Consider the following 12,422-nt stretch of genomic DNA (forward strand, 5'->3'; position numbering starts at 1 on the left):
AGGCCTCTACCTGACCGTCTGCCCCGAGGTCTGCGGCTTCTTCGGGGGGGTGCGGGACAGGAACAGGGCGATGACCGGGGGTTTCGCCTGGAGCATCTCCAGTCGGCCGCCGTCCGCCTCGGCCAGGTCCCGGGCCACCGCGAGGCCGATGCCCGTGGAGTTGCGGCCGCTGATCGCGCGCTCGAAGATGCGGGCGCCGAGGTCGGCGGGGACGCCGGGGCCCTCGTCCGTGACCTCGATGACCGCCTGGTTGCCGGTCACCCGGGTGCGCAGCGCCACGGTGCCGCCGCCGTGCATGAGCGAGTTCTCGATCAGGGCCGCGAGGACCTGGGCGACGGCGCCCGGGGTGCCGACCGCCTGGAGGTGCCGCTTGCCGGAGCTGACGATGGCCCGGCCCGCGCTGCGATAGGCGGGGCGCCACTCGGCGAGCTGCTGCTGGATGACCTCGTCGAGGTCGAAGGTGACGGCGGAGCCGGTGCGCGGGTCGCGGGAGTTGGTCAGGAGGCGCTGGACGACGTCCGTCAGCCGCTCCACCTGCGTCAACGCGATGGTCGCCTCGTCCTTCACCGTGTCGGGATCGTCGGTGAGGGTGATCTCCTCCAGGCGCATGGAGAGCGCGGTGAGCGGGGTGCGCAGTTGGTGCGAGGCGTCGGCGGCCAGGCGCCGCTCCGCCGTCAGCATGCGCGCGATGCGCTCGGCCGAGGAGTCCAGCACGTCCGCCACCCGGTCCAGCTCGGGCACGCCGTAGCGCTTGTGCCGCGGCCGGGGGTCGCCCGAGCCGAGGCGTTCGGCCGTCTCCGCGAGGTCGGTGAGCGGCGAGGCCAGCCGGTTCGCCTGGCGCACCGCGAGCAGCACCGCCGCGATCACCGCGAGCAGGGCGACGGCCCCGATGATCAGCAGCGTGCGGCCGACCTCCCGCGTCACCGACGAGCGCGGCTCCTGCACGGTGACCGTCTCGCCCTCCTCGCCGGTCTCCGTGGCGCTGATGACGTCGCCGGTCGGCTTGGTGCCGACCTCGATCACCGGATGCTGCGGGATCCGGATCTCGGCGTAGCGGTCCCCCTGGATCTGGTCCCGCAGCACCGTGGCGTCCACGCTCTCGTCCCCGAGCAGCCGGCTGTCCACGATGCTGGCGAGCCGGACCGCCTCGGTGTCCACCCGCTCCTGAGCGGTGTTGGTGATCGTCCGCGTCTCGACGATCACGAGCGACACGCCGAACACGGCGATCACGACGAGAACGACGGCGAGGGTGGACTGGATCAGTCGACGACGCATGTCCTGCTACTTACCTGTACGGCCTGGATACCGGTACGGCGGGCTCGCCCGTACGGCCTCGGCGCCGGGACCGGACTCAGCTCTTCTCGAAACGGAAGCCCACGCCTCGCACCGTCGCGATGTAGCGGGGGTTGGCCGCGTCGTCGCCCAGCTTCTTGCGCAGCCAGGAGATGTGCATGTCGAGCGTCTTGGTCGACGACCACCAGGTCGTGTCCCAGACCTCGCGCATGAGCTGGTCCCGGGTCACCACCCGGCCGGCGTCGCGCACCAGCACCCGCAGCAGGTCGAACTCCTTCGCCGTGAGCTGGAGCTCCTCGTCGCCCATCCACGCCCGGTGCGACTCGACGTCGATCCGTACGCCGTGGGTGGCCGGCGGCTGCTGCGGCTCGGCCGCCCCGCGCCGCAGCAGGGCCCGGACCCGGGCGAGCAGTTCGGCGAGCCGGAACGGCTTGGTGACGTAGTCGTCGGCACCCGCGTCCAGGCCGACCACGGTGTCCACCTCGTCGGCGCGCGCGGTGAGGATGAGGATCGGCACGGCGTGACCGTCGGCACGCAGCCGGCGGGCGACCTCCAGGCCGTCCATGCCGGGCAGGCCGAGGTCCAGCACGACGAGGTCGATGCCGCCCTGCATGCCGGCGTCGAGCGCGGTGGGGCCGTCCTCACGGACCTCGACCTCGTACCCTTCCCGGCGCAGTGCGCGGGCCAGCGGCTCCGAAATGGACGCGTCGTCCTCGGCGAGCAGTACTCGGGTCATGAGGTGATGGTAGTCCGCCCATGACAAGAGCTGGAGAGTGATCGCCCGCCCGGATTCTCACCGGTCCCGGGCGTGTCTCTTACCTTCGGCTGCTGTGGTACAGACCTATGCCGCCGGGATGCGATCCTGGGAAGGGCCTTGCAAAAGACCTTGGAAAGGGTGCCTGCGGTTCCCTCGACACCTGTGATCCCTGTCTCAAGTCCTTCCATTTCAGGCACTGTCCTGACGTATGGTGAATCAACGCCCGCAGCACTGCGGGGACCTTCGGCGCACTTGACGCTGAGGGTCTCTTTTGTGTGCGGGACCGGTGCTCACCGGTCCCGATTGGAATGACCTGTGGCCGGGCCCCCGAAGGCGGGGGCGTGGATCCCGACGGTCGCCGTCTTCCCCTCCGTGACCCGGAGCGGACTGTCCCTGGGCGTGGGGCGGACGGCCCTGTCCGCCGGTGCCGGCCGCCCCCCACCGGGCGCGTGAACGTTTCTACGTCGGTGCGCGTCCCGACCAGCAAGGATCGACCATGGCGTCCAGCCTGACGAAGGACTCGGCCCGCCCGGGCACCCCCGGCTCCGAGAAGACCTTCTTCGGCCACCCCCGCGGACTGGCCACTCTCTTCATGACCGAGATGTGGGAGCGTTTCTCCTACTACGGCATGAGGGCACTGCTCCCGCTGTACCTGGTCGCTCCGGGCGGCCTGCACCTCAACCCGGCTACGGCCACCGCGATCTACTCGGTCTACGTGTCGATGGTGTACCTGCTCGCCATGCCCGGCGGCTGGTTCGGCGACCGGGTCTGGGGCCCGCGCAAGACCGTCGCCGTGGCCGGCGGCATCATCATGCTCGGCCACCTCACCCTGGCCCTGCCGTCCTCCGGCACGTTCTACGCCGGCCTCGGCCTGGTGGCTATCGGCTCGGGTCTGCTGAAGGCCAACATCTCCACGATGGTCGGCCACCTCTACGACGGCCCGTCCGACCCGCGCCGCGACGGTGGCTTCACGGTCTTCTACATGGGCATCAACCTCGGTGCCTTCGCCGCGCCGCTGATCATCGGCACCATCGGTGAGAACGTCAACTGGCACCTGGGCTTCGCGCTCGCCGCACTCGGCATGGCGCTGGGTCTGGCCCAGTTCCTGATCGGCTCCCGCCACCTGGCGGAGCGCTCCAGCGTCGTCCCGACGCCGCTGTCGGCCGAGGAGAAGTCCTCGACGCTGCGCAAGGCAGCGATCTGGGCCGGTATCGCGGTCGTCTTCTACGCGATCGTCGGCTTCTCCGGCAGCTACACGCTGAACTGGGTCCTGGTCCCGCTGACCCTGCTCGGTGTGATCATCCCGACGATGGTCCTGGTCCGCATCAAGCGCGACAAGGACCTGGACCGTGCCGAGCAGGGCAAGATGTCCGCGTACATCTGGTTCTTCGTGGCCGCGGCCGTGTTCTGGATGATCTACGACCAGGGCGGCTCGACCCTGTCGATCTTCGCCGACGGTTCCGCCGAGAACAGCGTCCTCGGCTGGGACTTCCCGGTCTCCTGGTACCAGTCGGTCAACCCGGTCCTGATCATGGCGCTGGCCCCGGTCTTCGCCTGGTTCTGGCTGGCGCTGAACCGGCGCGGCAAGGAGCCGAGCACGATCGTGAAGTTCGGCTCGGGTCTGGTCCTGGTCGGCGCGTCCTTCTTCCTCTTCCTGGCCCCGCTGTCGATCGCCGAGGGCGGTCACAAGGCGGCCGCGATGTGGCTGGTGGCGATCTACTTCGTCCAGACCGTCGGTGAGCTGCTGCTGTCCCCGGTGGGTCTGTCGGTGACGACGAAGATGGCGCCCGCGAAGTACGCCTCGCAGATGATGGGCGTCTGGTTCCTGGCCGTCACCGCGGGTGACGCCACGACCGGTCTGCTCTCCATCGCCGGTGTCGACCTGAACAAGACGAACATCGTGGCTCTGGAGGCCACGCTGGCCGTCCTCGCCGGTGCCGCCGTGTGGATGTACCGCAAGAAGGTCAAGGCGCTCATGGGCGACGTGCGCTAGCGCGCGGCTTGAGCCGAACGGGGCCGCTGCAACCTCCCCGGGTTGCGGCGGCTCCGTCGGTTTTCCTACCGTGCGCCCGCGCGGCGGAGCCGCAGATTGATACAGCCCCGCGCCCCTGAAGATCTCAGCGCGTCCTGCGCCTTGGCATGAACGTGAACACCGCTCCCCCTAGGAGGAGTGCCGTCCCCGCCACCAGGCCCAGCGCCTTCAAAGCGTCATGCTCCTCCGCGCCCGTCGCCGCCAGCCCGCCGTTCGTCGACGAGCCGCCTGCCGAGCCTCCCGCCGAACCACCGGCCGAACCGCCGCCGGACGCCCCGCTTGCCTGCTCGGTCGTGTCCAGGGTCAGGGAGACCTCCGACTTCGCCGGCGTGCAAGTCGTCGTCGTACCCAGGGCCTCGATCGTCAGCACTCCCGGCGACAGGGTCGACTCGCCGCTCGCGCCCGGCTTGTAGGTGCCGGTGAGGTCGGGGATCTCGATCGGTTCGCCCGACTTGATGGCCTCGGAGTTGGTCGGACCCTCGACATGGACCGTGCCCTTGTCGGCCCCGCCCAGGGCGACCTCCATCGACGGCTTGACCGAGTCCTTGGGGATGTCGGCGGGGCTGTCCATCACCGACTTCTTGAACTGGACCGTCAGGTCGAAGCTCTCGCCGTTCTTCTTGGCGTTGATCTGGACCGGCGAGGTCGCGTTCTTGTCGCCGATGGGCGTCTTGCACTCGTAGGGGACCTGGACCTCCTTGCCGGTGAAGTCGGTCTGGCCGCCACCGCCCCCGGTTCCGCCACCGGTGTCGGTACCGCCGTCGTCCCCGCCCGTCTCGCTCTCACTCGGCGTCGGGCTGGAGGAACCGGTGGGCAGGCCGGTCGGCACGCTCGTCGGCAGCGTCGGGATCACCGTCGGCAGACCTCCCGTCGTGCCGCCCGAGTTCCCGCCCCCGTCCGTCACCTTGATCGTCGCCGCCTGCTTCACCGCCTCCTTCGGCGCGCACTTGGTGTCCGTGGAGATCGGCTTGTTGACGTTGATGTTGTACGCGTCCGGCGTCAGCGTCACCTCGCCCGGCGCCGTGAGCTTCAGCTTGCCCTTCATGTCGGACAGCTTCATGTCGGTGTTCTTGGGGATCGGCGGGTTCTCCCGCGGGCCCTGCATGGCGATGTCCCCGGTCTGCGCGCCGGCCGCCTTCAGCGTGCCGGTCGGCTGGACCGTGTTCGCCTCCAGGTCGAGGATGTTCGGGTTCTTGGACGCCGCCTGGACGAACTTCCAGACGATCTCCACCTCGTCACCGACCTTCGCCTCGGCGGGCGCGGTGATCTCCACCTTCGTCGTGCCCTGCACCGGCGGCAGCCCGGAGATGGCGGGCGGGATGCACTCGGTCGCGTACGCCACCTCCGCCGCCTGGGCGGTCCCGGCGCTCACACCGAGCAGGACGCCCGCACCGCCGAGCATCAGCGCGGCGCCGGCCGCACTCGCTCTCCTGGGCCGGGCCGGTGTGACTCTCCTTCGCTTGCTCACGGGGGTCCCTTCCTGGTCGGAGTCGTAGGACTCGTCGGGCTGTCGTCGTGCGGTGCGGAGAGCCGACCGGCCGTGCCCGGATCGCTGTCCGGGGTGAACCACGGCAGGGCCGAAGAGGGTGGGGCCGCGTGCCTCGCCTCGTCGCGGGGCCGCAACCCCGGCAGACGAAGCGCGACTTCGGGCAGGCGCAGGCCCCGGCGGCGGGCCGACTGCCGCGGCCGTACCCGGTCCACCACCGCCATCCCGACGCGGAACAACGCCGCCGGTACGACCAGACAGACCAGGATCCAGAACAGCGTCACGCCCCAGGGGCGGCCCACGCCCCAGGGCTGCTCGGCCATCACCTTGCCGCCGTACTTCAGGGAGACCGTGTAGTCGCCGTGCGCCCCGGCGGCGAGCTCGACCGGCAGCTCGATGCGTGCCTTGCGGCCCGGCTGGATCGTGCCGCGCCACTGCTGTTCCTCCCACTGCGGGGCGAACACGCCGTGGGCGGTGCCGACCTGGAAGACCGGGTTCTTGACGGCGGAGGTGCCGACGTTGCCGACCGTGAACACGAACGTGCGGGCCGGCGGTGCGCCGAACCAGGTGAGCAGGCCGCTCGATCCGTCCAGACGGGTGTCCGTGAGCACCGACAGCCGGCCGCCCGCCGGCTCCGCGGGCAGCGGCTCGACCGCGTGCCCGGCGACCTGGAAGATCGCGTCGGCCTCGGCCTTCGGTCCGGTCGCCGTCGCCACGTGCACCACGCACGGGCACGGCACGGGCGGCTCCGCGACCGGCAGCTTGCGGCTGAAGCTCCCTTCGCGGTCCGTGGTCACGGCCCTGCCGTCCGCGTTGGCGCATGAGTTGGTGCCTCCGGTCACGCCGGTCGACGGCACGGACTGGCCGCAGATCAGGATCATCAGCAGCGCACGCGGCCGCCAGCCGCTGCCGGTCACGGTGACCGAACCGCCCGTCCCCGCCTGCGTCTTGGACAGCTTCACGGCGGGCGGGTCGTCGGCGGCCGACGCGCTCACGGCCGCCATCGGCAGCAACAGCAGCGCCAGTACCGTCACCAGCGCCGGAATCCGCACCCTGCCCCTCACGTCCCTGCTCCCGTCAACTCCGGCTGCTGCAATGGCCGTTCGGCTTCTCCCGGCTCGCCTTCGTTCGACCGCCCGCGCCTTCGGCGTCGTACGGCGAAGAGGGCGCCCGCCGCCGCGAGCACCCCCGCGGCCCACGCCACCGCGCCCCACGGCACGAACCGCACCGACACCTGCGCGGTGTCACCCGCTCCGTCCGCCGCCGTCACCGTCAGCCGCACGTCGACCGCGTCGAGCGTGGGCCGGTCGGGCCAGGGCTCGGTGAGCCGGGTGCGACTGCCCGGGGGCAGGTCGACGGGCAGGGTGCGCGGGGCGCGGTCGAGGAGGCGGCCGAGGACACCTTCGGCGTGCACCGCGAGACTCGGGGTGAGAGCGGTCGTACCCCTGTTGACCAGCACGTATGTGATGCCGTCGGCCCGCACCGCCACCTGCTCGACGGTCAGCGCGGACAACTCCGGGCCGGTGACGCGCAGACGCAGCGGGACGCTCTTCGCGCGGCCGCCGGTGTCCCGGGCGACGATCTCGCCCGAGCGGTCGCCGGGGGCCGTGCCCGTCGGGACGGTGACCGTGAAGGGGACCTCGGCGCGGGTGCGGGCCGGGATCCGCACCCGGCTCTCGGCGAAGGCGATCGGCACGCCGCTGCCGGTCAGCCGTACGGTGACCGGCTCGGCGCCCCGGTTCGTCACGGACACCGTGTCCTGCTGGACCGAGCCGGGCTCGCCCTCGGTGTAGAAGGACGGACGGCCGCCCCCAAAAGGCCCGACGGACCAGGGCTCGGCAGCCCTCGCCGCGGGGGCCACCGCCAGCAGGAACGGAATCAGCAGGGACAGGAACAGGACACGGGCGGCTGACGACATCGGCGGCTCCAGCGCTCTCAAACGGAGGCGTTCAGCGGCGTACCGCCTGCCCCCTGCGGGTCAGCCACAGCGCGCCCGCCGCACCCGCGAGCAGGACCGTGCCGCCCAGGGTGCCGAGAGCGATCGCCGAGTCCTCGGGGCCGGTCTGCGGGAGCTCGTCGCCGGAACCGCTCGGGGTTCCGCCGCCTCCGCCTCCGCCGCTCGCCGCCGTGACGTCGAGGCTCAGCGACGGCCCGGGGCTGTTGGACGGCGTGCACGTGGTGGTCGTGCCGAGGGCCTTGATGGTGAGGATGCCCGCGGTGAAGGTGACCTTGCCGGTCTTCTTCGGGGTGTACGTGCCCGTCAAGTCATTGATCTTGATGGGAGTGTTGGCGGGAATGGCCTCCTGGTTGGCCGGGCCGGTCACGTTCAAGGTGCCGCTGTCGGCGCCTCCCAGCTTGATGGTGGCGCTCGGGCTCATCGCACCCTTGCCCAGTTCGACCGGGCTGGACGAGACGCCCTTCTGCCACGACATGGTGATCTTGTAGCCGCCGCCGCTCTTGACGCCCTTGATGTCGATGGGCGAGACGGCGCTCTTGTCGCCGATCGGCGTCTTGCAGGCGTAGTTGACGTCGACGACCTCGGCCCTGGCCGCCGGGGCGGCCATCAGCACCGCCGATCCGGCCAGGGCCGCGGCGGTCGCGAGCGCGGCGGTTCGCTTCTGCTTCGACACGGTCCCCTCATTCCTGACGGCACATCAGATCGGCCGTCAAGGTACGCCCGGGAACTTGAGGAAGGAAGAGATGGTGCACACCGGAGTTGTGGCGATCCGGCGTGCACCGAGTGGAGGGGGTAACCCTTGGTAACTCAGGGTCGGGCCGGGCCCAGCACTTCGGGCAGCCCCCACCGCCGCAGCACCTCGGGCACGGCCACCGTCCCGTCCTCGCGCTGGTGCTGCTCCAGGATCGCGGGCACCAGCCGGCTGGTGGCGAGGCCCGAGGCGTTCAGGGTGTGGACGTACGCCGCCTTGCCGCCGCCGGCCGGGCGGTACCGGATGCCGCCGCGCCGGGCCTGGTACTCACGGGCGTTCGACACCGAGCTGACCTCGGCATACGCACCCAGGCTGGGCAGCCAGACCTCCACGTCGTAGGTCTTGGCCTGCGCGGGGCTGGTGTCCCCGGCGGCGAGCCTGGTGACCCGGTGGTGCAGCCCGAGCCCGGCGACCAGCTCCTCGGCGCGGGCGAGCAGTTCGAGGTGCGCGGCCTCCGACTCCCCGGGCCTCGCGAACTGGAACAGCTCCACCTTGTTGAACTGGTGGCCCCGCAGCGTCCCGCGTTCCGCCGTGCGGTGGCTGCCGCTCTCCCTGCGGTAACAGGGCGTGTAGGCGACGTACCGGCGCGGCAGCTCGCGCTCGTCGAGGGTCTCGCCGCGGTGGAGGTTGACCAGGGCGGTCTCGGCGGTGGGCAGCAGGAAGCGGTCGTCCACGCGGTAGACCTCGTCGGCGAACTTCGGGAACTGCCCGGCCGTGTATCCGGCCTCGTACGTCAGCAGATGCGGCGGCAGCACGAACTCGTAGCCCGCCCGGCGGTGGGCGTCCAGGAAGTGGTTGAGCAGCGCCCACTCCAGGGCGGCGCCGTCGCCGCGGTAGATCCAGTGGCCGTTCCCGGCCAGGGCCGTGCCGCGCCGGTAGTCGACCAGGCCCAGGTCCTCGGCGAGCCGGACGTGGTCGCGGGCCGGGAAGGCGAAGGCGGGCGGCTCCCCCACGACCCGTACGACCTCGTTGTTCTCCTTGCCGCCGGCCGGCACGTCCTCGTCGGGGAGGTTGGGCAGGGCGTCGAGGAACTCCTGATGGCGGGCGGCGAGCCCGGCCAGGCCCGCCTCGGCCTCGGTGAGCCGGGCGGCCAGCTCGCCGGCCTCGGCCCGCAGCCCGTCCGCGGGGGCGTCGTCACGGCGTCGTACGGCGATCTCGGCCGAGATCCGGCGCCGCTCGCCGCGCAGCCGCTCCACGGCGCCGCGGGCCTCGCGGAACTCGGCGTCGAGGGCGAGGAAGGCCGGGATGTCGGCGTCCACGCCGCGTTTGCGCAGGCCGGCGCGGATTTGGTCGGGGTGCTGTCGGATGAGGGTGACGTCGAGCATGGCGCTCTGCTCCGTCCGGTCGACCGGAGCGGCAGGGCCCGCCCCGGGGTGGTCCCTCGGGGCGTGGGCGAGAGGGTTGCTCGCGGTGCCACCACGCCTTCACCGCCGTACGACGCCCTGGGGGCCGTCCGGCGATCTCGTTCGGGCCCGATGACGGGGGCCGGCCGGCGGGGCATTTCCTCCCCGCACTCGGGAGTGGATTCACCAGGGACGCGAGGCCGCCTTCACAGCGACGGGCGGCTCTCTCGGCTCGCGGACCCGGCTACTTGTCTCCGTCAGCGCGTTGCAGGGAGCGTAGAGCAGCGTCCCGGCAGGGCGGAACCGATTTTCCACCGTGTCGCGTACGGGTGCCCTACGCCGGTGCGCCCAGCTCCGCCCACACCGTCTTGCCCGCGACGCCGGGGGTCCGCACGACGCCCCAGTCCAGACACAGCCGCTGCACGATGAACATGCCGTGGCCGCCCGGGCGCCCCGAGCGGTGCGGGGTGCGCGGGGCGGGCTGGCCGGTGCCCTTGTCGGAGACCTCGATGCGGATCACCTTGTTGTCGCAGGCGATCCACATCTCGGACGGTCCCTCGGCGTGCAGGCAGGCGTTGGTGACCAGCTCGGAGACGACGAGCAGTACGTCCTCGGCGGCGGCCCGCTGGTCGGCGGTGGCGGCGGGCAGCCAGCCCCACGCGTACAACGCCTGCCGGGCGAAGTCACGGGCCAGCGGGACGACCCCGCTCTGGTCCGTGAAGTCCAGCCTGCGGACCTGACGCCCCGCGGACACCGCTGCGGACGCCTGGGACTCCTCGGGCCTCAAGGACGGCACAGCGCCCCCGTCGGACGCTCCCGCCGCCGACGCGCCCCGCTCGGCGGCCCCCGTCCCTGGCACGCCCCCCTCGGACGCTCCGGAAGCGCCGCTGGGCTCAGGGCCGCGGTCGCCCGGCGAGAAAGGCCGGGTGGTGCTCATCAGCGCTTCACCTCACCGATTCACCAGTTCAACATTCACACGATTCACAAGTCAGTACGCAGAGTCAGTACGCCGGTACACGTCCTTGTCTGATACGTCGGTCACAGTCCCCACCCCCGGTGGCCGACATCACAGCCGACAGGTTCAGGGTGTCTCCTGCCCGACCGGGCCGAGGGAACACCCCTGTATTCGGGCCGAATGATGTGACGTCTGATGCAGTGACGCAGGCGCGGCGTCAGCCGCCGCCGTCGGACCCGTCGGCCAGGGCGTCTTCCAGCGAGTCGTGGACCGTGAAGACCGCCTCGGCCCCCGTGATCTCGAACACGCGCGCGACCACGGGCAGCATGCCCGCGAGGTGCACACCACCACCGGCGGCCTCCGCTTTCAGTCGCGCCCCCAGCAGCACGTTCAGCCCCGTGGAGTCACAGAACTCGAGCCGCGAGCAGTCGACGACCAGTCGGCTGAAGCCTTTGCCGAGGCAGTCCTCGAGTGGCTCACGCAACAAATCGGCGGTGTGGTGATCCAACTCACCCACCGGAGTCACGACGGCGCTGGAGCCCTCTTCCCGCACCTCGACCAGAAGTCGGCCAGACTGTGCGCTGCCGACCGTCCCGCGGTCCATGCCGTGTCTCACTCCCGACGTCGTAGCTGCTGACTGACGCTTTCGAACACTACGCCTTCCCTACGCCCTCCAACACCCGAACATCTACACAGAATCGGACATTTCGGACCAGAGCGCACTTGCGGTGGGCTCGGGAAAGCGGGTAGGGCTAGTAGAGACACGTAACCGACTCGGCCGGCTTGGAGGCGCCGCACACCGCAGTGCACGACAGGCTTCGGCAGCCATATGCCGAGAACGATGGAGGACATCATGTCACCCCGGCTCGACGCATCGCATACCCAGAGCGCGACGTCGGCATCCCAACCGGAGCACCCGGATCCCACCGAGCGCGGCAGCGAATCTGTCGCAGTGGTCCACGAAGGCGACTTCGACCAGGACGACGCGCTCGCCGGCCTTCCGGAGATCCCCCCGTACGACGAGGTGGGGCCGGTGGACGCGCGGGCCCTGTCCAAGACCCTCTTCGAGCGGCTGGAGTCGCTGGAGGAAGGGACCCACGAGTACTCGTACGTCCGCAACACGCTCGTCGAACTCAACCTCGCGCTGGTCAAGTTCGCCGCCTCCCGCTTCCGCTCGCGCAGCGAGCCGATGGAGGACATCATCCAGGTCGGCACCATCGGCCTGATCAAGGCGATCGACCGCTTCGAACTCAGCCGCGGCGTGGAGTTCCCCACCTTCGCGATGCCGACGATCATCGGCGAGATCAAGCGCTTCTTCCGCGACACGTCGTGGTCGGTGCGGGTGCCGCGCCGCCTTCAGGAACTCCGGCTCGACCTGGCCAAGGCCGGGGACGAGCTGGCACAGAAGCTCGACCGCGCCCCGACGGTGGCGGAACTGGCCGAGCGCCTGGGCCTGACCAACGACGAGGTCGTCGAGGGCATGGCGGCGTCGAACGCGTACACCGCCTCCTCGCTGGACGCCCAGCCCGAGGAGGACGACGCCGAGGGCGCGCTGGCCGACCGGATCGGCTACGAGGACCACGGCATCGAGGGCATCGAGTACGTCGAGTCCCTCAAGCCCCTCATCGCCGAACTCCCGCCCCGGGACCGGAAGATCCTCTCCCTGAGGTTCGTCGCGGGCCTGACGCAGTCGGAGATCGGCGAGGAACTCGGCATCTCCCAGATGCATGTGTCGCGACTGCTGTCGCGGACTCTGATCAGGCTCAGAAAGGGACTGACGCTCGAGGAATGACCGCTCGCCCGGCGACTGCTCGCAGGGCGGCGTCTCCCGCACGCTGACCTGCACTG

The 12,422-nt window shown here is 70.9% G+C and carries 11 protein-coding genes; 2 read left to right on the top strand and 9 right to left on the bottom strand.

Annotation, left to right across the window (positions count from 1 at the left end):
- Positions 1–6: 6 nt before the first annotated feature.
- Positions 7–1,275, bottom strand: a complete 1,269-nt coding sequence (locus ACZ69Q_RS33085; protein WP_471049070.1) for an ATP-binding protein — start codon at positions 1,273–1,275, stop codon at positions 7–9.
- 76 nt (positions 1,276–1,351) lie between these two features.
- A complete protein-coding gene (locus tag ACZ69Q_RS33090; RefSeq protein WP_217205354.1) occupies positions 1,352–2,029 on the bottom strand; it encodes a response regulator transcription factor in 678 nt (225 codons plus the stop codon).
- A gap of 517 nt (positions 2,030–2,546) precedes the next feature.
- Here ACZ69Q_RS33090 and ACZ69Q_RS33095 point away from each other — a divergent pair.
- Positions 2,547–4,043, top strand: a complete 1,497-nt coding sequence (locus ACZ69Q_RS33095) for an oligopeptide:H+ symporter (RefSeq protein ID WP_471049074.1) — start codon at positions 2,547–2,549, stop codon at positions 4,041–4,043.
- 124 nt (positions 4,044–4,167) lie between these two features.
- Here the strand turns inward: ACZ69Q_RS33095 and ACZ69Q_RS33100 are convergent, their stop codons facing one another.
- The 7 genes from ACZ69Q_RS33100 to ACZ69Q_RS33130 all read right to left on the bottom strand — a co-directional run bounded on the left by ACZ69Q_RS33100 (position 4,168) and on the right by ACZ69Q_RS33130 (position 11,178).
- Positions 4,168–5,484, bottom strand: coding sequence for a hypothetical protein (locus ACZ69Q_RS33100; protein WP_471049667.1), 1,317 nt, complete (start codon positions 5,482–5,484; stop codon positions 4,168–4,170).
- 62 nt (positions 5,485–5,546) lie between these two features.
- Positions 5,547–6,572 (bottom strand): hypothetical protein, encoded by a 1,026-nt coding sequence (locus tag ACZ69Q_RS33105; RefSeq protein ID WP_471049670.1) that lies wholly within the window; start codon positions 6,570–6,572, stop codon positions 5,547–5,549.
- Positions 6,573–6,628: 56 nt separating this feature from the next.
- Positions 6,629–7,486 (bottom strand): COG1470 family protein, encoded by an 858-nt coding sequence (locus tag ACZ69Q_RS33110; protein ID WP_471049076.1) that lies wholly within the window; start codon positions 7,484–7,486, stop codon positions 6,629–6,631.
- A gap of 31 nt (positions 7,487–7,517) precedes the next feature.
- Positions 7,518–8,198 (bottom strand): LPXTG cell wall anchor domain-containing protein, encoded by a 681-nt coding sequence (locus tag ACZ69Q_RS33115; RefSeq protein WP_471049079.1) that lies wholly within the window; start codon positions 8,196–8,198, stop codon positions 7,518–7,520.
- A 134-nt stretch (positions 8,199–8,332) separates the two neighbouring features.
- Positions 8,333–9,601 (bottom strand): serine--tRNA ligase, encoded by a 1,269-nt coding sequence (gene serS, locus ACZ69Q_RS33120; RefSeq protein ID WP_471049082.1) that lies wholly within the window; start codon positions 9,599–9,601, stop codon positions 8,333–8,335.
- Positions 9,602–9,953: 352 nt separating this feature from the next.
- Positions 9,954–10,556, bottom strand: coding sequence for an ATP-binding protein (locus ACZ69Q_RS33125; RefSeq protein ID WP_471049084.1), 603 nt, complete (start codon positions 10,554–10,556; stop codon positions 9,954–9,956).
- Between the two features lie 235 nt (positions 10,557–10,791).
- On the bottom strand, positions 10,792–11,178 hold the full coding sequence (locus ACZ69Q_RS33130; protein WP_471049087.1) for an STAS domain-containing protein: 387 nt from the start codon (positions 11,176–11,178) through the stop codon (positions 10,792–10,794).
- A gap of 237 nt (positions 11,179–11,415) precedes the next feature.
- Between ACZ69Q_RS33130 and ACZ69Q_RS33135 the strand changes: the two genes are divergently transcribed.
- Positions 11,416–12,366, top strand: coding sequence for an RNA polymerase sigma factor SigF (locus ACZ69Q_RS33135; protein WP_471049088.1), 951 nt, complete (start codon positions 11,416–11,418; stop codon positions 12,364–12,366).
- Positions 12,367–12,422: the final 56 nt, after the last annotated feature.

Source organism: Streptomyces sp. NPDC036764, assembly GCF_055609385.1.